Origin of the sequence: Peribacillus sp. NJ4, from assembly GCF_030348345.1 — a bacterium.
GTDB lineage: Bacteria > Bacillota > Bacilli > Bacillales > DSM-1321 > Peribacillus.
Genome location: NZ_JAUCFQ010000001.1, coordinates 122,273 through 144,733, shown reverse-complemented (window position 1 = coordinate 144,733; position 22,461 = coordinate 122,273). Strand labels below are relative to the sequence as shown.

Genomic DNA, 22,461 nt, shown 5'->3' with positions numbered 1-22,461 from the left:
CCTTCCCTTCTCTTAGTAAGCCATGACTGGTGATTTTACACGGAATGACTGAAAAGCACCCTTTGGCTCTGATGGATAAATCTCTTTACCTGCCAATTGATTGATAATGATGGAGTTTCGGAACGCCCCTAAGCCTAGATCTGGAGCACCCACACCATGTGTATGTATCTCGCCATTTTGAATAAAAAGGTGATTCTGCGTAGTGATGGCCGTTCCTACCCTATAATCTTTCGTTATTGTAAGCCGCCCCAAATCATCGCGGACTAAAAGGTCTTCCATGGTGTCAAGGAATGCCGGAAGGGTTGATTTATAGCCCGTTCCAAAAACAATCGCCTCTGTGTCCACATCAAATTCTCTATCTTCTACCCACTGTCGGCATTTCAATCCCCAGCCATTTTCGGTGGGGGTTACCGCCGAAACTTCCGTCATGGCCCGAAGTTCAATGGAAAGTTCGGCATTTCCAATCGATTTTTCATACATCTTGTCAAAAATTGCTGCAATTGTCGTGGCGCTGATCCCTTTATATAATAGATCCTGTTTCGGCAGAATTTCATCCTTCTTTTCCTGTGGCAGCCGATAAAAGAAATCAAGGTAATCCGGAGTGAAGTATTCCAACCCAAGTTTTGAATATTCCATAGGGAAAAACCCCTTGGATCTTGTATACCAGTTTAGCTGATAGCCATATTGCTCCTGCTCATTCAGTAGATCCAGAAAGACCTCGGCTGCACTCTGTCCAGATCCGACAACCGTTACGGATTTTTTCTTTAAGACATTTTCTTTGTTCCGTAAATAATCGGCCGAATGCAGGATGCTCTCCCCCATATATGGATGAAATGCCGACGGGACAGTCGGGGCGGTGCCAATTCCCATGACTACATGACGGCTATAATAGACTTCGATCTTTTGTGTTTGTGCATCCCTTACACTGATTTGATAGAAGGGTTCATCTTGATCACCTATATACTCCACCGTCTCCACTGCCTTTCCAAAACAGCAGCTTTCAAGTTGATTGGCAGTCCAGCGGCAATAGTCGTTATATTCTTTTCGTGGAATCAAGAATTTTTCAAGAAAGTAGAAATGATAGAGACGATCATGCTGCTGTAAATAACTCAAGTAACTATATGGGCTAGTCACATCAGCCATGCTAACTAGATCGGCAAAGAACGGTACCTGCAGTGTTGTCCCTTCCAGCAGCATCCCTTCATGCCAATTAAATTCCTGCTTTTTCTCAAAAAAGACGGCATTCAACTCCGGGGTTTTCTCCAAAAGGGCCGCAAGTCCAAGGTTAAAGGGGCCTATCCCTATCCCTACCAGGTCATAGATAGATTGTTGCTTCTCCATACTTCCACTTCCTCTCGAAATTCTCCCGTGTACATGACATTAGTAATGCCGTTTTATCAGGGAGCTCAATTTCTTTAATTGGGGTGAAACCGCACTTTTCAAATAAGTAAATCATCTTTGCATTTCGAATGTCCGGTTCCGCCATCACCTTTTTTGTTCTAGAAGAAAGCAGTTGGTATTTCACCATTGCACGTAAAAACGGCAAAGCCAGTCCTTTTCCAAGGTAATCTGGATCACCAATGAGTAAATGAATGCCTTGATCTCCCTCTTCGGACTCATAATAATCTTCGATGATATCGCCTTTTACCCAATACGATTCCCAATAGCTCATGGGGGTTGCATCAAGGCAGCCTAGATAGAGTGTTTGGTGTGTATCAGCCAACGCCTTTTGCAAATGAACAGCAAACTTTTCTTTTGTGAAATTTAAATTCCAGTAGGGTATCACATGTTCTTCATGCATCCATTTATGCAGTGTATCTACATCCCTCTCAAATTCAACTTTGACAAATGAAAGCTGTTGATTACAGTCCTTCAGATTTTCTTCATAACTATTTTTCATAGGCGGTTAAAACCCCCTGCGCGAATGGATTATCAATCGTTGTATAAACGGATTGTGTCTCAAGTGAGCCGACAAGCTCATCCATATCATGAAATCGCGTCAGTAAATTAGCCTTACAAGATAATTCCCGGGCATGAAGCAGCCTTGAAACAACTCGATTCAACCCTTCATCATCGCTTTCCCTACTGCTTGTTTCCAATTGATCCTGAACGAGCTGTAACAGGGTTTTCTCTGATACTAATCCTTCCGTACCAAAATTATTGATTAAGCCTAATAAGTGATTAAAAAAGAAGTAGTATTGAAGTCTTTCTTCAGCGACTTCATCAGAACAAGTCGAGAAGCTTTTTTCACTTAGTTCAGGCAGGATATTCAACAACCTGTCTACTTTGGACTCGCAATAGTAATACCCTTGATTATCACGATAATAAAAAGTGGATGGATAGCCATCTTGAAGTTGAATGATTGAATTTTGCTGATGGGCTTCTAAAACAATTCCATACTCTTCAAATAGCCAAAGCATCGGTTTTAATGTCATTGAAAGATAAGTTTTGAACCATTCCTTACTTACTTCTTCGGTACTGCGGTTTTCATCAGCTGCCAATTTGCGGATGATCGCTCCAAGCCTTGATGGTGCACCATAGGCATTATCCTGACATAAGCCTGCAATCAGGCTAGCTTGTTCATCGTTTTCATAAAAAGGGTTTTCCCGAATATCAACATCGAAACCTGATTCTTGTTCAGTTGTTTTGATCGTTAGATAAGCAGGGTCCTTAATAACACGGAAGGCGGGATGCTGTTCTTTTAGATCATCGCCCACTTTTGAATCTATTAATTTAGCAATTTCCACACCACGATCTAGTTCTTTTTGCAAATTCGCACGTAATGAATTCGTGATCTTAACCGGAACGGAAAATTTGTACATATATCTCGATGTGGCGCTATATACCGTTCTAAATGAAGAGGTAGCCGTGAATTTTTTTCCAAGAGGTCCTGCATAAACTAGTGTTCCTTGCTCGATAAGCTTCTTAACCTCTTCTTTTTCGATAAGCACTTTTGCCTGGAGCGGATGTGCCGGGATAATGCTGTATTGGCTTTCCTTTTGGCAATACGTGTCACGAAATTCACTGGAAATCTCCAAGTCACCAGCTAATTCCTGTTTAATGATCTCACTTGCCGATCGGACTTCACTAGAATCCTGGATGACGATCGAAGGCTCTGCCAGGAAATAGTGCAGCTGAAACTCCCCTTTTAATTCGGGTGAATAGATCCATTCATCTTTTTCTGAAATGCCCTGCTTACTTTTCGGTGTCGGGTGGAACAGGTGCCCGAATAAAAGCGACTGCTCTGCTTCGATGTATGTAAAATCAGGACTTTGAAGTGCATCAGCGTCTTCTGTCCTCGCTTCCACATAACGTTGAATATTTTGGCTGCTAAGGATGACACGCAGCATCAATTCATCTTCACTATCCGTCCGGCCCTGCTCATTCAATAACTCCTTAGAAACAATCGAGACCAGTGTCACATAATCTAATTCACGTACTTGTTTGGATGCTGTTTGGTAGTAAATCGGGAAGGTGAAAATATGACGCCCCGTTACCGACCAATATTTAAGTGGAACAAGCAATGCAATATCTTGGGATCTGAGATTACTGACTAATAATGAATCCGGAATGGAAACCTCCAAATCTGGCCAGTTTCTCGTTTCTTCTAAACTGCAATTCCCGGTTTCCCGGAAATAACAGTTCAGAAAGCTTTGCATCGTTGCCCTTTCAGCTATTTGCTTACCATTCATCTTCATTCCTCCATCATCTTGAACATTTCACCTAAAACTCGAATTTCGTCTAAAATTTCCTCTATGTGTTCAAGCCTTGTCATTGGATTCAATAGTGTCATTTTTAAATATACCTGTCCGTCAAAACGCGTTTTTGCTAAAAATGCCCGTCCGCTTTTCAGTAATTCCTGCTGAATCTGCTTATTTAATAGATTTACTAGCTGATCACTTTCTCCCGAGGGATTATAACGGAATACAACTGCATTCAATTCAGGATCTTTATTTAATACTGTGAATCCATCCTCTTTATCGATCTTCACAGCCACTTCACGTGCAAGATGACAAGTATAGTCGATCATTTCAGCAAAGGTGTCCAGTCCAACGACCTTCAATGACATCCAGAGTTTCAGTGCATCGAACCTTCTCGTCGTTTGAACCGATTTATTGACTAAATGAACCATACCCTCCGCTTCATCTTCCTGTGGATTCAAGTAATCGGCGTGATGCTGGATATATTGAAATGAGTTGCTATCCGAGACAAGAAAAGCACCACAACTGATCGGTTGATAGAATAATTTGTGAAAATCAACCGTAATCGAGTCGGCCCGTTCAATTCCGCTGATTAACTCTTTGTAATCCTTGCTTAAAATCATCGCACCGCCATATGCAGCGTCCACATGCAGCCATATCCCATTCTTCCTAGCAGCTTCGGACAATTCATGTATTGGATCGATTGAACCAAAATCCGTCGTTCCACAAGTTGCAACGATAGCAAATGGAAGTAAATCCTGTTCCTCTAAAAGCAGCAACTGATGATTCAAATCATCCATGGACAGACGATGATTTGAATCCGTTTTAATCGTGATCACTGCCTGTTCACCAAGCCCCAGCTGTGCCGCTGATTTACGAACCGTAAAGTGGGCAGCCTCGGAGCATAGGATCCGCAATTTTTTCGCCTCGACTGGCAAGCCGTGCTGTTGAACGTCCACATCCCAGAAACGCTTACAATAGGCGTCCCTTGCCAATAGCAGTCCCATGTAATTAGATTGGGTACCACCGCTTGTGAAAATCCCATCCGCTTGTTCCGGTAACCCTACCTGACTGCACAGCCAATCTATTAAACGCTCTTCAACGAAAGTTGCCGTCGAGCTTTGGTCCCATGAATCCATGGATTGATTCAACGTACCGATAATCATTTCGGCTGCCACGGCTGGAATTAGTGTCGGGCAATGCAAATGCCCGATACAAGTAGGACTGTGTACATTGATGCTGTCATCAATAACAAACTCCGCCAGCTCAGCCGCAACTGCTTCAATCGTCTCCCCTTTTAGAGAAGCGAGGGTCAGTTCGTTTAATCTTGCTTCTATTTCATACGGATTTTTCCCAGAGTATGGTGAATTGTTCCCTTTTAAAAAGGCCATCAGCTTCTTTTCCATGATTTTTAATGACTGGCTGTAGTTATTGAAACCTTCTTCGTTATTCAAGAACAATGGAGAATAAGCAAAATCCGTTTTATTTACCATTTCAATCATTGATAATTCACCCTCTAGCTACAGCTGCACGAACAGCCTGTTCAAAAATGGCAGTGGCTTCGCGAAGCTGGGATTCCGTTACGATCAATGGTGGCAGGAACCTCACTACACTTCCATGTCTGCCGCCCACTTCCAGAATCAATCCTCTTTGAAAACATTCCTGTTGAATGGTACTGGCAAGTTCCGAATCAGCTGGATAGCTTCCATTCGGATTTTGAGGTTCTTCATGCTTGACCATTTCGACACCGACCATCAATCCACGGCCTCTAACATCCCCGATCTGCTGAATATCTTTTTGCAAATCTTTAAGAATGTCCTTTAAGATTTCACCCATTTTAGCGGAATGCTCCACAAGATTCGTCTCTTTCATATACTTTAAAGTCGCTGTCCCTGCTGCCATAGCCAATTGATTTCCCCGGAACGTACCGATATGTGCACCTGGAGACCATAGGTCCAACTCTTTGTTATAAATCACCACCGATAATGGAAGACTTCCGCCAATTGCTTTAGATAAGACAAGAACATCCGGAATGATTCCTGCATGTTCGAAGGCAAACATTTTTCCTGTACGGCCGATACCGGATTGAACTTCATCGATAATTAGCGGAATGCCCTTCTCTTTTGTAATTCTTCTGATTTCCTTAAGCCAAGGAATTGGAGCGGGAATGGAACCTCCTTCACCTTGTACTGCCTCTAAAATCATTCCTGCAGGTGCCAATAATCCAGATTCAGGATCGTTCAGTAGATTTTCGATATACTGGCTACTGATTTTATGACTTTCTTCTCCGCCTATTCCAAAAGGACAGCGATATTGATAGGGATACGGAAGGAAGTGTACGTCTGGCATTAACCCTTGTATCTTTTCCTTTGGTTTTGTATTGCCGCTGATTGACATGGTTGCATGGGTTGCCCCGTGATAAGCTCCTTGGAAGGATAAAATGCTTCTGTTTCCTGTGGCTGTTTTTACTAATTTAAGTGCTGCCTCAATGGCATCCCCGCCAGTAGGACCACAGAATTGAATTTTTGCATTTTTCCTGAATTCTTCAGGCAGGCTTTCAAAAATTTCATCAACGAACTGCTCTTTGATTGGTGTCGTAAAGTCCAATGTATGTAACGGCCGTTTATCCTTAAGAACTTTTTCCATTGCTTCAAGCACAGCCGGATGATTGTGACCGAGCGCTAATGTTCCAGCCCCGGCAAGAAAATCAATATATCGTTTTCCATCCATGTCTGTTAGGTAAATTCCCTCCGCTTGATCGATGGCTATCGGTAATCTTCTAGGATAAGATCGGGCATTTGATTCCCTTGTATTTTGTTGTTCCAGTAATTGATCATTTTTTGTAAGAGTATTCGTTACCATAGTGAGCCTCCATGTATTGAATTAATTGAGAATAATTATCATTATCATGAGATTCATTTTACTGATAATGATAATTATTCTCAATGAGTAAATCCACTCATTTTTCTTCTAATAAATTCCAATAAAATTAAGAAAAGGTTAAAACTGGTGCCTATTCTCTATTTATCCATTAAACAGAAAATTGTTCTTAAGGTTTTATTAAGATTGTGTTTATAAGCTGAACCCAGTAAAAAACATGAAAAAGGAGGAGCAACAATGAATGATTTAAAGGGCAGGCGGGAACTCAAGCATGCAATCACCAGAGCAGATTGTTATTTATTAAGAAATAATCTGAAAAACTTCATGAGGCTTGATCCCCATGGGCTGGATGGGAAGTATTTAATTCGAAGTGTCTATTTCGATAACTTTGACAATAAAATCCTGCGGCAAAAAACGGAGGGGTTCTATCACAGGGATAAGTTCAGGGCTAGACTTTATGATCATAATACTGATTTCATCAATCTAGAAAAAAAGAGTAAGCGGGATAACCTTACCTATAAACAGAAGTGCGGGTTGTCTGCCGAAGAATACGAACGAATTCGTTCAGGGGATATAAATTGGATGTCCGAAGATTCAAGGGATATCCTTAGGGACTTATACATTCAAATGACCCTTTTCCAAATCAAGCCGACAACAGTCGTCGACTATGAAAGGGAGGTATTTATCTATGAGTATGGAAATGTGCGGGTCACCTTCGACAGCAATGTGAAAACCAGCTATCGGGATACGGACTTCCTGAATCCCGAATTAATCGTCGTCGATGCACTAGACCCGGATTGGGTCATCCTGGAAATAAAGTTTGACGAGTTTCTTCCGGATATCATCAAACAATTGTTATCCATCATCGATACTAGAAAAACGGCTTTTTCAAAATATCAACTAAGCAGAAGATATGGCTGATTTCAGCTAAACACATAATATTTGGAGGAATGGCAAATGGATACGACGACAACTAGCACTTTTAATGATATTTTCAAATCAAGCTTTTTAGACAAGACAGAGAGCTTTTCAATCATTGACTCCCTAATTGGGTTACTGTTGGCATTTGCCATCGGTTTGTTTATTTACGTCATTTATAAGAAGACCTTTTCCGGTGTGATGTACTCACACAATTTCAATATTTCCCTCATCATCATGACAATGGCAACGGCTTTGATCATCATGGGTATTTCAACTAATATCGTTATCTCCCTTGGTATGGTCGGTGCCCTCTCCATCGTTCGATTCAGAACGCCAATTAAAGATCCCATGGACTTGATCTTCCTATTCTGGGCAGCCGCTTCCGGGATTTTATGCGGGGCAGGACTAATTCCACTGGTTATCATCGGTGCTATTTTAATAGGTATTGTCATGCTCATATTTGCGAACCGGATCACTGTAGAAAATCCTTATTTATTTATCGTTAAATATACAGATGCCTCAATTGAAAAAACGTTAGACGAAATGATATCCAATAAAGTGAAAAAGCATTCCATCAAATCAAAGTCGGTCATGCCGGATAATAATCTTGAAGTGACATATGAAATTCGATTAAAAGATAATAATGCGGAATTCATTAATCAAGTCAAGGACATGAATAGCGTTCATTCTGCCATCATGTTGAGTTATGATGGCAACTTCACTGCTTAAGAGATGGCGGACATAAGATTCCATGGCTTGTCCGCTATATAAGAATGCAGAAGAAAGGAGCCTGGCATGTTAAAGACAAGATACGTCGTAGCGTCGATTGGGTTACTTATCGCCATCTTTATAGCAGTGATGTCTTTCCTTCCCAATCTGACAATTGAAAAGGCCACTAAAGGAAATACATATACGGGGTCCGTGTTTGACCAAAGCAAGGTGACAACCGTTGATATAACATTGGCTGATGATGATTTGGATTCAATCCTGGATAACCCCTCTGAAAAGGAAGTTGTTGCATCAGATGTGACCATTAATGGGGAAAAAGTTGAAAATGTAGGGTTTCGAACCAAAGGGAACCTTTCCTTAAACTCTGTTGTCCAAATGGAAGATTCGGAACGCTACAGCTGGAATATAGATTTTAATTACTATCAGTCAGATCAAAATTTACATGGCCTGAAAGAATTTGATTTAAATAATAATTATAGTGATCCCACGTATATGAGGGAGTACCTTTCATATGAGCTAATGGAAAAGATGGGCATAGCAACTCCCGGACATTCCTATATGTACGTGACCATCAATGGAAAAGAATGGGGCTTATATTTAGGCGTTGAATCTATTAATGAAACATTTTTGAATAATAACTTTCCATCTGGCAACGGTGACCTTTATTATCCTGATGGCACCGGAAGTGATTTAAAATGGATTAGTGAAGATATTGATGATTATACAGGGTTGAATTTAAAAACAAATGAAAGTTCTGATCAATCTGCGATGATCAAGATGCTTGATGCCATCAATAATGGCGGGGATTTAGAAGAAGTTTTGGATGTAGATGAAACATTGCGCTACTTTGCAGCCAATACAGCCCTCGTCAACCTCGATCATTATCAAGGCACATTAAAGCATAACTACTATTTATATGAGGAAAATGGCGTCTTTTCCATGCTGCCCTGGGACTATAATATGTCATTTGGAGGCTTTTCCGGAGGCGGGGGACGCCAGGAAGGCGCATCTGATAAAGAAAATGAAGTGGCAGCTGAGAGTAACGATACTGCTAACAAGGATGACACGGAGCCCCTTGGAGAAGCACCGAATAAGAACGGTGGCGGAATGATGGATATGAGTTCAAATTTCATGAATGAAAGTAATATCAACTTCAGCATTACCGAACCTGTATCAGGTACAACCCTTGAAGATCGTCCTTTATTGAATGCCCTGCTTTCCAACGATGGGTACCGTGAAAAATATTATGATTATCTAGACGGCATTGCCACAGATTTTTTCTCTGAAGAAAATATGACAGCAATGACAACTGATATTTCTACATTAATCACACCATATGTGAAAAAGGACCTGACTAAATTCTATACAATGGACGAGTATACAGAAGCGACGTCAGGCGAGGAAACCCTGGTTGATTTCGCTGCCCAACGAGCTGAGTCTATCTTAGCACAGCTTTCTGGAGATCTGGTTGTGGAGGCTGAAACAGAAAGCAGTATGGGCGGCAGAGCTCCTAATAGGGGCGATAACGCAAATGCAGGCCAGCCACCACCAAACATGGGCGGCGGCGAGAATGGGGCTGCCTTGCAGTCCCCTAACATGGTGAATGACGAGAATGGAGCACCTCCTGGTATGAACGGGAACATGGGGCAACAAGGGACAGATAACAGCAGCTCATCCAAAAATACGATCATTCTATCTTCCGTGCTCCTACTCTTATTATTTGGTGCAATTGTCTTTGCCCACTTCTTTAAACGGAGAGGTAAAAAAGGATAGACCATGCCCTTCCAATACGAAAAAGGTATCCCAAAATATTCGGGATACCTTTTTTATTGCTTTGGCGTAAAGCCATCCATTATTTTCGTCGATGACTTTAGACCAAGAACTTAAACTATATCGTTTTTCCGCCTTCCTAATACTTTAACCGGGTTATTCCTCCACCTTTTAATAATTTTTAATTGCTAATCAATATAAAATACCCTTATTTGGTATAAAATAGTAAAATAGAGAGGTAAATGAAACTCTATTCAGAGGGATTTGTTTACTTGTTTATCATTTGAATTTAGAGGGTAAAGATTTCCACTATTACTTTATCCGATCGTTCTGCTTCAATTTTATCAAAACGTGTCGGTGTCAGGGGGGGAACGGATGAAAAGAAATCATACGATGATGCAATTTTTCGAGTGGCATCTTGAGGCAGATGGTTCTCATTGGGAAAGATTGAAATATGCAGCCTCCAAGTTGAAGGATTTAGGAATTGATTGCGTCTGGCTTCCGCCGGTTACCAAAGGGCAATCCATTGGGGATAACGGGTATGGAATATATGATGGATACGATTTGGGGGAATTTGACCAAAAAGGAACCGTTCGTACCAAATACGGAACCAAAGATGAATTGCTTCAAGCAATAGCCACCTGTCATAACTACGGACTTTGCGTTTATATCGATTTAGTCATGAATCACAAGGCAGGAGCAGATGGAACCGAAAAAATAGAAGTCATTGAAGTCAATCCAGACAATCGTATGGAAGATATTTCAGAACCTTTTGAAATTGAAGGCTGGACAACATTCGATTTTCCAGGCCGTAAAAATAAATACTCTGATTTTAAGTGGAACCATACTCATTTTAATGGGACTGACTACGATGCCGAAAACGACAAAATGGGTGTATATCGAATCACAGGCGAAAATAAGCACTGGAGTAAGCATGTCATCGATGAATTCGGAAACTATGATTATTTAATGTTTGCCAACATCGATTACAGTCTGCCGGAAGTTCGTCGGGAAATGATTAACTGGGGAAAATGGATGGTTGATACGTTAAAGTGTGATGGTTTTCGTTTGGACGCCGTTAAACATATTGATTATGAATTCATCAATGAGTTTCTACAAGAACTCATTCCTTATACAAAGGAACATTTCTTCATGGTCGGCGAATTTTGGAAGGCGGATGTTAAAGCTTGTCAAACTTACTTAGAGCAAACCAATCATGACCTCAACTTGTTCGATGTTTCCCTGCATTATAAATTTCATGAGGCTTCAAAAGCAGGAACTGACTTCGACCTCTCAACCATCTTTGATGATACCCTCGTCCAAACCAATCCGGCGCAGGCCGTCACTTTTGTCGACAACCATGACTCCCAACCTCATGAATCACTGGAATCCTGGGTAAAGGACTGGTTTAAACCATCGGCATATGCCCTTATCCTGCTTAGGCTTTGCGGTTATCCCTGTGTCTTTTACGGGGACTATTATGGAATCGGCGGGCCTTCTCCGGTACCTGGTAAACAGGATATTCTCGATCGCCTCTTATATGCAAGGTATGAAAAAGCTTACGGGGAACAGACGGACTATTTTGATGATCATAATACGATTGGCTGGGTCCGGCTCGGGGTTGAAGAGCTAGCAGGCTCGGGGTGTGCCGTCGTTATCTCCAATGGTGATCACAACAGTGAAAAAAGGATGTTCGTCGGTAAACATCGGGCTGGTGAAATCTGGAGTGATTTAACCTGTCATCGAGATGACCACATTACCATTGAAGAAGATGGTTACGCGACCTTTCCCGTTCATGGGAAAAGCGTATCCGTATGGGCCTTGAATGATGCACCGCTTAAAGCAACACCACTCTAAAATGAGATAGCACCGGAACAGCATGTCGATTGGAGATATGCTGTTCTTTGCTGGTGACAAAGATCTGAAATTCCTCCACCATCCTAGTGAAAGATAATTTTTCCATCACGACCAATCATGGTAAGATAAGGGAAAAAGGAGTTGAAGGAAAGTGAAAAATGAAATCATTGAAAGATTCACTTCTTATGTGAAAGTGGATACCCAATCGAATGAGGCAAATCCATCATGCCCCTCTACACCCGGACAGTTGACCTTGGCAAATACATTGGTCCAGGAACTTCAATCCATTGGGATGAAGGAAGTGACAATTGATCAGAATGGCTATGTCATGGCAACCTTGCCAGCCAATTCAAAAAAGGATATCCCGACAGTTGGATTTTTGGCTCATGTCGATACAGCAACGGATTTCACCGGAAAAGATGTAAAACCACAGATCGTTGACAACTATGATGGCAAAGATCTTACTTTACATGAAAAATTGGATGTCATCCTCTCACCTAATGATTTCCCTTCGCTCAAGAACTACAAAGGGCATACCTTGATTACAACGGATGGAACAACCCTGTTGGGAGCAGATAATAAGGCTGGCATTGCCGAAATCATGACTGCCATGGATTATTTGATACAGCATCCGGAAATCAAGCATGGAAAAATTCGTGTTGCCTTCACTCCCGATGAGGAAATCGGCAGGGGACCACATAAGTTTGATGTAGATGCTTTTGATGCCCAATTTGCCTACACCGTGGACGGCGGCCCACTTGGGGAACTTGAATATGAGAGCTTCAATGCCGCATCGGCCAAGATCCTGATCAAAGGTACGAATATTCACCCTGGTACGGCTAAAGGAAAAATGGTGAACTCAGCTAAAATCGCCATGGAATTCCATAATAAGCTCCCAGTGGCAGAAGCACCGGAATATACGGAGGGTTACGAAGGATTTTATCATCTTCTTTCTTTTCACGGCGATGTGGAAGAGACCAAGCTCTCTTACATCATCAGGGATTTCGACCGCCAAAAATTTAATGAACGTAAGGAATATATAACGAAAGTCATCGAAGATTTAAAAGAAAAATACGGGCAGAATCGTATCCAACTTGAATTACAGGACCAATATTTCAACATGAAGGAAAAAATTGAACCCGTGAAGGAAATCGTGGATATTGCCCATGAAGCAATGGAGAAACTCGGTATAAAACCAAAAATCTCGCCAATACGCGGTGGTACGGACGGATCTCAATTATCGTATATGGGACTGCCAACACCCAACATCTTTACGGGCGGCGAGAACTTTCATGGCAAATATGAATTTATTTCCGTCGATAATATGGTCCTGGCCACAAAGGTGATTGTTGGCATTGCATCGCTTCTTGAAGAAAAAGCGAAGTAGCTTGATACGAACTGTCTTTATTGAAAAAAACCCCAGACTCCAAGTCTGGGGTTTTTTTTCAAAAATTAAGCGCGTGTCCAGTGACGGTGTTTGGCAATTGCCTCGATAAAGGCAGCTACACCATTTTTCTCCGAAACAGCTACAATGCCACCGGCTGGCTCAATGGAACCTATGCCTGCCTTCGTTAAGATTTCGGCTCCTTCTTTTCCTACACCAATCGCCTTGAAATGATTGTAAGCTTCATCAACAAAGTAAATTGGTTCCTTGGATGCCTTTAGCGTATCGACACTCTCCTGGCCTCCTGCCACATATACAGCATCGAAAAGTACCGAATCGGCTGTCTGGAATGTCTGATTCACCTCAACTTGCTGTCCTTTTGAACTTGTAATCACTCCACGATTATTACTGATGATTTCAGCAGTTATACCTGCCGATTTAAAGGATTCCAAAACTTGATTAACCTCTGATCCGTTAAAACCATCCGCGGCCAAGATTGCCACTTTTCTTGTTGCGGCCGTGTTCACTTTCATTTGCTCTTGGCTTAAAGCCGGAGAAGCCAAATCCATTTTGACTTCACCCTTGTTTGTTGGAGGATTCACCCCCACTCCAATGGCGATTGTTTCTGCCAGTTCTACATCAACATTACTGAACATCTCGACAATTTGCTGCTGAACGTCCTTACTTTTCACTTTTCCCACTTCAAAGTGGAAAGCTTGAATAATATGCTCCTTCTCCACTTCCGTCATGCTATTCCAGAATAGTTTTGCTTGGCTGTAATGATCCTTGAAACTTTCACTGCGTTGACGGACCTTCCTGCCATCGACTTTTTCCTGGTAATGTGCATAGCCGCCTTCCTCTTCTGAAGCAGGTTCAGGAGAGTTACCTGCAAGGGAGTTTTTATGATAACTGACCGGCCCTGGATTTATTGACATTCGATGCATGCCATCGCGTTGATTATTATGAACAGGGGCAACAGTCCTATTAATGGGAAGCTCGTGGAAGTTCGGGCCTCCCAATCGGGATAGCTGGGTATCGGTGTATGAGAATAAACGACCCTGAAGCAGCGGATCATTTGAAAAATCAATACCCGGTACAACATGTCCCGGATGGAAAGCTATCTGTTCCGTCTCTGCAAAAAAGTTATCCGTATTTTGGTTCAAAACCATTTTCCCGATTATTTTCACCGGGATTTGTTCTTCCGGCCATAGTTTAGTGGGATCGAGGATATCAAAGTCGAATTTGAATTCATCTTCTTCCTTAATCATTTGCACGCCAAATTCAAATTCAGGATAATTTCCAGTATCTATTGCTTCCCACAGATCTTGGCGGTGAAAATCAGGATTTTTCCCTGCAATTTTCTGCGCCTCATCCCAAACAAGGGATTTAACTCCCAGTACAGGCTTCCAATGGAATTTAACGAAATGGGCCACACCTTCTTCATTCACAAATCGGAATGTGTGGACACCAAACCCTTCCATCATCCGGAAACTTCTTGGTATGGCCCTATCAGAAAGATGCCACATAACCATATGTGCCGTTTCTTCATTGTTGGCGACGAAATCCCAAAAAGTATCATGGGCAGACGCAGCCTGAGGTATTTCGTTATGAGGTTCAGGTTTAACGGCATGAATTAAATCAGGGAACTTAATGGCATCCTGGATAAAAAATACCGGAATATTATTTCCAACCAAATCATAGTTTCCTTCCTCGGTATAAAACTTTGTCGAGAATCCCCTGACATCACGAACCGAGTCTGCCGATCCGCGGGAACCTGCTACCGTGGAGTAACGAACGAATACTGGCGTCTTGACTGAAGGGTCTTGTAGAAACTTGGCCTTTGTATATTCGGCCATCGGCTCATATACCTGAAAATATCCATGTGCTCCAGAACCACGTGCATGCACAATCCGCTCAGGAATACGCTCATGGTCAAAATGAGTCATTTTTTCACGAAAATGAAAGTCCTCCATCAAAGTGGGACCGCGGGTTCCCGCTTTCAAAGAATGTTCATCCTCGGAAATACGTAAACCTTGGTTAGTCGTCATCTTTTTCCCATTATCGTCCACTCGATATTGTTCCAACTGCCGTTGCTTACTCTGTTCATCGATTCTTCCGCTTTCATTTGCCTTTGTCATCCCTGTTCATTCCCCTCCATGTCTAAAAATTTCAGTTTAATTCGTGTTGTATGTATTTACTTTAAATTCGTATAATTGCGTTATCCTTCCTCATATACCACTCTATTTTGACGGGTAAACAGAATTCAGAAAAAGAATCTTCCCGTCCTCATAAAACAAAAAAATGATTCCAGTGAGGACGACCATTTTGAGGGGAGGTTATCAAAACAGATAAAAAACTAAGTCTATCTAAGGGTTTTCCAATTATTATCATTATGAAAGAGCAATTTTATATAGACTAGATACCTAATATTAATATTTTTCATTCATTTTTTTATTGTAAATAGAAATTTAGTTCCATTTTTTAGTCCAAATGGATTATTATAGTTATTGTAATTTAATAACCTAATAAATGATTTAGATAAGTTAAGTGATACAGAGATTGAAGATTTAGGAGTAAACACAGATAATGGTGCTGATGAATTTAACCATGAAATACTAGATGAAAATTTTGATTTTGAAGCTTCAGTTGATAATTTAGATATATCAAAAATGAATGAAGTTGAAAAAAAGGAATTTATAAAAACAATTGAAGAAGCAGCAGCAATCTCTGGTACTGAGGAAGTAGAGTTATTAGAAGAAGCACTTATGGGTATTTTTGATGGAAATTCAGAAACATTTAATGATTTAAAGGCTGCTCAAGAGCAATTAGAAGAAAACTATCAGGATAGCTACAGCTCAAGCAAAGAAGCTTGGAATTCAAACGGTAAGAGGAGTGGCTATAGCAACGGTAATTGGTGGTGCTGTCAGTTTTACTTTAGACTATGCAGATGTTGGTGTAGCAATAGCAAAATTTTTAGATTCTAAGGATTGGTATAAAAATAATGGGTGGATTGATATAACAAAATGAAGTATTTAAGATATTTATTATATTTAATTATTATGAGTGTAGCGTTCTATTATGTATCTATGTCCATAACTAAGGATAAAAGTTTGGTAGGAATAATAATAGGTTTTATAATAATGTTTATAATTGTTTTCCCAATGATGTATTTAGAATTTATAAAGTTTCAAAAAAAATAAAAGAAGCTTTTTTTGAAATGAAATATAAGTTAGCAATAAAAAAGTGGTGGAAGTTTACTCTCAAAACTTCCACCACTTTTTTTGTTCCAGGTATAGAAGTTAACCAATTTTAATTGGTTAACCTTGGTTAGATAAGCTCCCGCTTCTTTTCCATTCAACACTTTTAGTTCTTAAAGGCCTCTGAAACCTTCAAAAGTTTGCCTTTTACTTTCGTATTTTTCATCACTTTCAAGACAAGCGGTCCCTTTTCATTCAATATTTCCACATAAGAAACATTATCCTGAATTGTAATGATCCCGATGTCCTCAGCATTCACACCATCAATTTTTGCGATAGTTCCGACAAAATCAACAGCCCTGATTTTCTTTTTCTTTCCGCCATTGAAATACAGCTTCATGATTTGTTTATTCAATTTTTCACTTTTATCTTTTTTTATCTTTGGACGAGCTTCCAGTTTCGCTTCGAAATCCATTTTTTTATTGGAGACATCCTCTTTTGTCGGAACAGGCATCTTAGGGATTTCAAAGCCGATATAGCCTTGAATCTCAGTAAGGAATTTGTCTTCGTACGGCGTCACAAAAGTAATGGCTTTTCCTTTTTTCCCGGCACGGCCCGTTCTTCCAGTTCGATGTACGTAACTTTCCTTTTCCAATGGCAGGTCATAGTTAATCACGTGGGTTATATTATCGATGTCAATTCCACGTGCAGCAACATCCGTCGCAACCAAATAGCGGAATTCTCCTCTTCTGAATTCATTCATCACTGCAAGGCGATCTTCCTGAAGCATGCCGCCGTGAATCATATCACAAGGATATTCCAGATCCATTAGCTGTTCGCATACTTGGTCCACCCGATCTTTCGTCCGACAGAAAATGATGCAGCTATCGGGGTTTTCCGTGATGGTGACGTCTCTAAGCAGGGAAAACTTATCATCTTCTTTCACTTCAATAAGTGCATGTTCTATTTTCTCAGTCGTTAAACCCTTTGCTTTGATTTCAATATCCAAAGGATCTTTCATATATTGCTTACAAAGCTTTTTTATACTCTCAGGTAATGTGGCAGAGAACAGCATGGTTACCCTATCTTTCGGAAGCTCTTTAATAATGGCTTCCACTTGTTCAATGAAGCCCATATTCAGCATTTCATCCGCTTCATCAATAACTAAATGAGTTAAGCGTTCCAAGGCGAATGTCCCTTTCTCGATATGATCCAGAACACGCCCCGGTGTTCCAACGACTACATGGCTTTTTTGTTTCAATTCCGCTTTTTGCAGTGCGAATGGATGTTTTCCATAAACCGCAGTAGCCTTTATCCTTTTGAATCTTCCTATATTCGTGATATCCTCTTTTACCTGTACAGCAAGCTCACGTGTCGGTGTTAAAATAAGCGCTTGAGGCTTATTCTCCTCCCAATCGACCATTTCGCATATCGGTATGCCGAATGAAGCGGTCTTGCCACTTCCCGTTTGGGATTTAACGACAAGATCCCGCTTTTTCAGCGCCACTGGAATCACTTCACGCTGTACTTCGGTTGGATGTTGATATCCCAAGCTTTCTAATGCCCTTACAATTTCATCGCTTAATGTATAATCAGTAAAACTTAATTCATTCATATAACAGCCTCTTTTGTTGTTTAGTATGTTGCTTTATTGTTTCCATAATCGTAATTTCCTTATACAAGGTTCTATTATACGCGATATACATCGATAAACCTTGTAATAACCAAATTCAATTGCCTTATTTCAATATAATGAAACTTCATTATCATTAAAAAGGATGCTAATGATCTTGATTAATCAAAATGGACCATGCTTCTTTCAATATGCTAAAATATGTATGAGATTAAAGCGGGAAACAGGGTGTAGATTAAAAACCGATGTCCAAAAGGAGTGCTGATTTATGATAATCGTAACGAATAGAATCAGAGTCAAAAAAGGGATGGGGGCAGTCATGGCCCCAGGATTTACTGCACCAGGTCCACTTGATACAACGGAAGGCTTCGTAAAAGTTGAAGTATTATTAACGCAGAACTTATCGGATCACGATGAATTGAGCGTTAATATGTATTGGGAAAACCTTGATAACTTTACTGCTTGGAGAAATAGCGATGCATTCAAAGCTGCACATAAACGGCCTGAACCTAGTTCCGGTGAAGCTAAAAAAGAATCTCCAATTCTAGGCAGCGAGCTTACTACGTATGAAGTCGCCTCAGTAAAAGAAATAGCTAAATAATAAAATCACACCAAAAGAGGCCGCAAAATATGCGGCCTCTTTTTGATGGGGTTTATGGCTTGGGTCTCTCTTAGTAAATTATTGGGCTTCAGCTTTCTTGATTTGTTTACTTCTAAGCTGGCCGCAAGCAGCATCAATATCCGTTCCATGTTCTTGCCGGATTTTGCAATTTACGCCTCTCTTTTTCAGCGTATCATAGAACGAGAGAACGGACTCTTTTTCACTTCTTTGGTACTGACTATGTTCATCTACAGGATTATATGGAATCAGGTTGACATAGAGACGATGTTTTTTGTCATCAAGAAGCTCGGCAAGTTGCTCGGCTTCTTCTTGATGATCATTGACATCTTTCAATAGGATATATTCAATCGTAATTCTCCTATTCGTTTTCTCTAAATAATAATCGAGTGATTTCATAAGTTTTTCAATTGGAATACCTCGGTTTATTTTCATGATCCGTGTCCTGAGCTCATTATTCGGAGCATGTAATGAGATTGCCAGATTCACCTGTAATTGAGTATCGGTGAATTCATAAATCTTATTCGCAAGACCGCTCGTCGAGACAGTAATACGCCTTGCAGCGATAGCAAGACCCTTATGGTCCATGATCACCTTCAAAAAGTCTATCATATTTTCAAAGTTATCGAACGGTTCGCCAATCCCCATTACAACAACATGGCTTACAGCATCTTCTTGTTCCAATTTATCCAGATGCAGTTGTACGTTCATGATTTGTTCCACTATTTCCCCGCTGGATAAATCACGGCTTTTGGCCAATAATCCACTTGCACAGAAACTGCAGCCAATATTGCAGCCCACTTGGGTGGTGACACAAACCGAAATCCCGTATTTATGCCTCATCATAACCGTTTCGATAAGGTTTCCATCCTGTAATTTAAACAAGAACTTAATCGTACCATCAGCCGATTCTTGCTTAACGTGCTCAGTCAAAGTCTGGATGACAAAGTGATCTTCAAGTAGTTGTAGGCACTCTTTATTAACATCAGTCATTTCAGAGAAACTCGTCACACGTGTCCTATACAGCCACTCCCAGACTTGTGAAGCTCTGAATTTTTTATGGCCATGGTCCAAAAGCCATGCTGTCAATTGTTCGAATGTTAAACCATAAATGGACTCTTTACTCATTCGTTACCCTCTTTTCATTACATTAAGATTTAATATGTTAACCTTACGGGGAATTTCCCCGGAATCAGTTCTTTTATTTATGATATGGTTCATTTCTATTTATCCGAAAAGCCCGATATATTTGCTCCACTAGAACCAGTTTCATCAATTGATGCGGAAAAGTCATTTTCGAGAAGGAAAGGGCATAATCACTTCTTGATAACACCTCGTTGCCAAGCCCAAGCGACCCGCCAATAATAAAGGCAATTTTGCTCTTTCCATAAGTGGCGAGCTGATCCATATGAGTGGCCAGCTGCTCTGAAGTAAGTTGTTTTCCATTGATCTCAAGCGTTATCACGTAGGTGTCCGGGCTGACTTTGGCCAGGATCCGTTCACCCTCCTTTTGCTTTACAATGTCCATGTCCGCTGCACTCAGGTTCTCCGGAGCTTTTTCATCAGGTACTTCAACAAGTTCTATATTAGCATAGGCACTTAACCTTTTTGTATATTCAGCAATACCTTGCTTTAAGTATTTTTCCTTTAGCTTGCCAACAGTAATAATCGTTATTTTCATATATATCCTCTAACTTTCATTATGGTTTTACTATCAGTTGTCGGATTTGCCTACCTATTATCATACCTTAGAGTGACCTATAAGCAAAACAAGCATATCCTTTCCAATTTTTAATGAAGGGGTTCCATGACCCTTCAAATAAAAACCGCTGCCCCTGAAAGCGGCAACGGTAAAAAATTTGGATTGATCAAGTTCAGATCCGATAAAGAATAATGGTGGATTTCCAAGGAACCACTTTCCAACAGAGCTATTATTTTGAACAACAAAAAGCTTGAATCTAAACAATTCCACCCTCAGGTTTATTGTTCGAAAAATGTTAAGAACAAGTTAAGAACAGGTTACAAACATGTTATCCACAATAGTTATCCACATATCCACAAAATCTATCCACATCTTGTATGGGAATATTAGTTCCCTACTAGATATATTGCCACGTTTCGACAATATTCACAGGTTGTTGATAACTGATTTTCTTCAGGAACCAGTGTTAAAACAGGATAGGTTTCACATTCGTATACCACTTCATCCAGCGCCATGTCAACATGCTCCTGACAGCAATATAATTTCATCTTTCATATCTCCTTTCTCTCTCATTATTCCAAGTACTTCTGTTCCCAATTATCCACAGGTTGGGTGAACTCAATTAATTTCATTATATATCCACAGGTAATCGTAACAAAAAATAAGAAAATCGCAAGGAAATATAAAGGACAGGAAGCATTGCCCGCCCCCTGTCCGTTTGCGTTTTAGATTTCGCTGCTTGAAAGCGTGACTTCCGTAGTTGCCTTCTTTCCGTCACGGTAATAAATGATTTTAACTTTATCACCGATTTTCTTTTCATTGTAAAGGTATTTTCTTAATTCGACGACATCATGGATTTTTTCATTATCCATTCCAACAATGACATCAAATTCCTTCAATCCTGCTTTTGATGCTGGAGAGTTGCTTTGAACGCCTGTAATTGCAACGCCTGCAGTAACTTTCCTTGGCAACTTTAATGTATTTTGCTGATGGTATTGGGAAATTTCTTCTACAGATGCCAAGTTTACACCCAAGAAGGCACGTTTCACTTCACCAAATTCTTCTATATCATTAATAATTGGAATAACTGAATCAATTGGGATGGAAAGACCGATTCCTTCCACTGCATTTTCTGCAATCTTCATGGAATTTATTCCAATGACCTGCCCTGACATATTAACGAGTGCTCCCCCGCTGTTACCTGGGTTAATCGCCGCATCGGTCTGGATGACCTCCGCATTCCAATCGACTTGTCCGTCCTCATTGATATCCACCTCTATCGTACGCTCCACACCAGAGATGATCCCTTGTGTGATGGATCCAGAGAATTGGAGGCCTAATGGGTTACCAATGGCAATCACAGGCTCACCAGGTTTCAATTTGTTGGATTTTCCGAATTCTGCAATGGTTTTGATTTTATCACCACTAACGACAATGACGGCTAAATCTGTCCATGGGTCACTGCCTTGTAGTTCTGCTGGCAATTTAGTGCCATCACTTAATGTCACTTCCAGTTCATTGGCACCTTCAATGACATGATTATTCGTGACAATATAGGCCTTGCCGCCATCTTTTTTGTAGACAACACCAGAACCAGTGCCAGCTTCAGCTGAACTGTCCTCAGCATTGCTCCCTTGACCCCAGAAGTCCGTTTCCTGAATGTTCGTGATGCCTACCACTGCGTCGCTGGCTTTATCAACGGCATTGGTGACGGCACTTGTTACATCAACTGTAAGGTTTTGCTGGGACTGCTCCGTGGACTCACCTCCCGTTGATTTTTCCGTTTTAATTTCGTTATCCTCGTTAGTTAAAAGTCCACTTCCTGGAAAGGCTAATAAAATAAGTAAGGCCCCGATGATGGCGCCCCCCAAGCCAGCTAGAAAATAGCTCGTATGGCTCTTTTTCCGTTTATTTTGGTTCTCCTCATTCTGATCATAATAACCCAAGACCGTTCCATCCTCTCATTTTAGGAATGAATTATAGCAATTCTATTGTTTGGTATCCTCCCTCAATTATACTCAATTACCGAAATTTTTCTAAAAAAAAGCATGCCTTTATTTTAGGGAAA

The 22,461-nt window shown here is 40.7% G+C and carries 19 protein-coding genes; 7 read left to right on the top strand and 12 right to left on the bottom strand.

Features of this window, described 5'->3' with window-relative positions; translation table 11 throughout:
* Positions 1-12: 12 nt before the first annotated feature.
* Genes QUF94_RS00735 through QUF94_RS00715 form a run of 5 tightly spaced genes read right to left on the bottom strand, consistent with a single transcriptional unit; the run spans position 13 to position 6,563 of the window.
* Positions 13-1,341, bottom strand: a complete 1,329-nt coding sequence (locus tag QUF94_RS00735; protein WP_289314173.1) for a lysine N(6)-hydroxylase/L-ornithine N(5)-oxygenase family protein — start codon at positions 1,339-1,341, stop codon at positions 13-15.
* A complete protein-coding gene (locus QUF94_RS00730; RefSeq protein ID WP_289314172.1) occupies positions 1,316-1,900 on the bottom strand; it encodes a GNAT family N-acetyltransferase in 585 nt (194 codons plus the stop codon). The genes QUF94_RS00735 and QUF94_RS00730 overlap by 26 nt, the downstream gene beginning before the upstream one ends.
* Positions 1,890-3,692 (bottom strand): IucA/IucC family protein, encoded by a 1,803-nt coding sequence (locus QUF94_RS00725; protein WP_289314171.1) that lies wholly within the window; start codon positions 3,690-3,692, stop codon positions 1,890-1,892. Before QUF94_RS00725 ends, QUF94_RS00730 begins: the two co-directional genes overlap by 11 nt.
* Before the next feature lie 2 nt (positions 3,693-3,694).
* Entirely contained in the window at positions 3,695-5,203 is a 1,509-nt protein-coding gene (locus QUF94_RS00720) for a pyridoxal phosphate-dependent decarboxylase family protein (RefSeq protein ID WP_289314170.1), read from the bottom strand.
* A 7-nt stretch (positions 5,204-5,210) separates the two neighbouring features.
* Positions 5,211-6,563, bottom strand: a complete 1,353-nt coding sequence (locus QUF94_RS00715) for an aspartate aminotransferase family protein (protein WP_289314169.1) — start codon at positions 6,561-6,563, stop codon at positions 5,211-5,213.
* A gap of 255 nt (positions 6,564-6,818) precedes the next feature.
* Between QUF94_RS00715 and QUF94_RS00710 the strand changes: the two genes are divergently transcribed.
* The 5 genes from QUF94_RS00710 (at position 6,819) to pepT (ending at position 13,245) form a co-directional block, all read left to right on the top strand.
* Positions 6,819-7,502, top strand: a complete 684-nt coding sequence (locus QUF94_RS00710) for a polyphosphate polymerase domain-containing protein (protein WP_289314168.1) — start codon at positions 6,819-6,821, stop codon at positions 7,500-7,502.
* A 36-nt stretch (positions 7,503-7,538) separates the two neighbouring features.
* Positions 7,539-8,231 (top strand): DUF4956 domain-containing protein, encoded by a 693-nt coding sequence (locus tag QUF94_RS00705; RefSeq protein WP_289314167.1) that lies wholly within the window; start codon positions 7,539-7,541, stop codon positions 8,229-8,231.
* A gap of 66 nt (positions 8,232-8,297) precedes the next feature.
* Positions 8,298-10,004 carry a CotH kinase family protein gene (locus QUF94_RS00700; protein WP_289314166.1) on the top strand — a complete coding sequence of 569 codons (1,707 nt, stop codon included), beginning with the start codon at positions 8,298-8,300 and terminating at the stop codon, positions 10,002-10,004.
* Positions 10,005-10,376: 372 nt separating this feature from the next.
* Positions 10,377-11,858 (top strand): alpha-amylase, encoded by a 1,482-nt coding sequence (locus QUF94_RS00695; protein WP_289314165.1) that lies wholly within the window; start codon positions 10,377-10,379, stop codon positions 11,856-11,858.
* Positions 11,859-12,009: 151 nt separating this feature from the next.
* A complete protein-coding gene (pepT, locus tag QUF94_RS00690) occupies positions 12,010-13,245 on the top strand; it encodes a peptidase T (RefSeq protein ID WP_289314164.1) in 1,236 nt (411 codons plus the stop codon).
* Between the two features lie 65 nt (positions 13,246-13,310).
* Here pepT and QUF94_RS00685 read toward each other — a convergent pair whose 3' ends face one another.
* The gene (locus QUF94_RS00685; RefSeq protein ID WP_289314163.1) at positions 13,311-15,380 is read right to left on the bottom strand and encodes a catalase; all 2,070 of its coding nucleotides are present in this window, start codon (positions 15,378-15,380) and stop codon (positions 13,311-13,313) included.
* A 531-nt stretch (positions 15,381-15,911) separates the two neighbouring features.
* Here QUF94_RS00685 and QUF94_RS00680 point away from each other — a divergent pair.
* Positions 15,912-16,226 (top strand): hypothetical protein, encoded by a 315-nt coding sequence (locus QUF94_RS00680; protein ID WP_289314162.1) that lies wholly within the window; start codon positions 15,912-15,914, stop codon positions 16,224-16,226.
* Positions 16,227-16,605: 379 nt separating this feature from the next.
* On the opposite strand, the gene QUF94_RS00675 is transcribed toward QUF94_RS00680, so the two are convergent.
* Positions 16,606-18,054 (bottom strand): DEAD/DEAH box helicase, encoded by a 1,449-nt coding sequence (locus QUF94_RS00675; protein ID WP_289314161.1) that lies wholly within the window; start codon positions 18,052-18,054, stop codon positions 16,606-16,608.
* Between the two features lie 286 nt (positions 18,055-18,340).
* Between QUF94_RS00675 and QUF94_RS00670 the strand changes: the two genes are divergently transcribed.
* Entirely contained in the window at positions 18,341-18,673 is a 333-nt protein-coding gene (locus QUF94_RS00670; protein WP_289314160.1) for a heme oxygenase, read from the top strand.
* A 78-nt stretch (positions 18,674-18,751) separates the two neighbouring features.
* Here the strand turns inward: QUF94_RS00670 and rlmN are convergent, their stop codons facing one another.
* The 5 genes from rlmN to QUF94_RS00645 all read right to left on the bottom strand — a co-directional run bounded on the left by rlmN (position 18,752) and on the right by QUF94_RS00645 (position 22,339).
* Positions 18,752-19,819 (bottom strand): dual-specificity RNA methyltransferase RlmN, encoded by a 1,068-nt coding sequence (rlmN, locus tag QUF94_RS00665; protein ID WP_289314159.1) that lies wholly within the window; start codon positions 19,817-19,819, stop codon positions 18,752-18,754.
* Positions 19,820-19,892: 73 nt separating this feature from the next.
* Positions 19,893-20,372, bottom strand: coding sequence for a 23S rRNA (pseudouridine(1915)-N(3))-methyltransferase RlmH (gene rlmH / locus QUF94_RS00660; RefSeq protein ID WP_289314158.1), 480 nt, complete (start codon positions 20,370-20,372; stop codon positions 19,893-19,895).
* Between the two features lie 60 nt (positions 20,373-20,432).
* On the bottom strand, positions 20,433-20,657 hold the full coding sequence (locus QUF94_RS00655; RefSeq protein WP_289314157.1) for a hypothetical protein: 225 nt from the start codon (positions 20,655-20,657) through the stop codon (positions 20,433-20,435).
* Positions 20,658-20,779: 122 nt separating this feature from the next.
* Positions 20,780-20,941 carry a CxxH/CxxC protein gene (locus tag QUF94_RS00650; protein ID WP_065310847.1) on the bottom strand — a complete coding sequence of 54 codons (162 nt, stop codon included), beginning with the start codon at positions 20,939-20,941 and terminating at the stop codon, positions 20,780-20,782.
* Positions 20,942-21,118: 177 nt separating this feature from the next.
* The gene (locus tag QUF94_RS00645) at positions 21,119-22,339 is read right to left on the bottom strand and encodes a S1C family serine protease (protein WP_289314156.1); all 1,221 of its coding nucleotides are present in this window, start codon (positions 22,337-22,339) and stop codon (positions 21,119-21,121) included.
* Between the last annotated feature and the right edge of the window lie 122 nt (positions 22,340-22,461).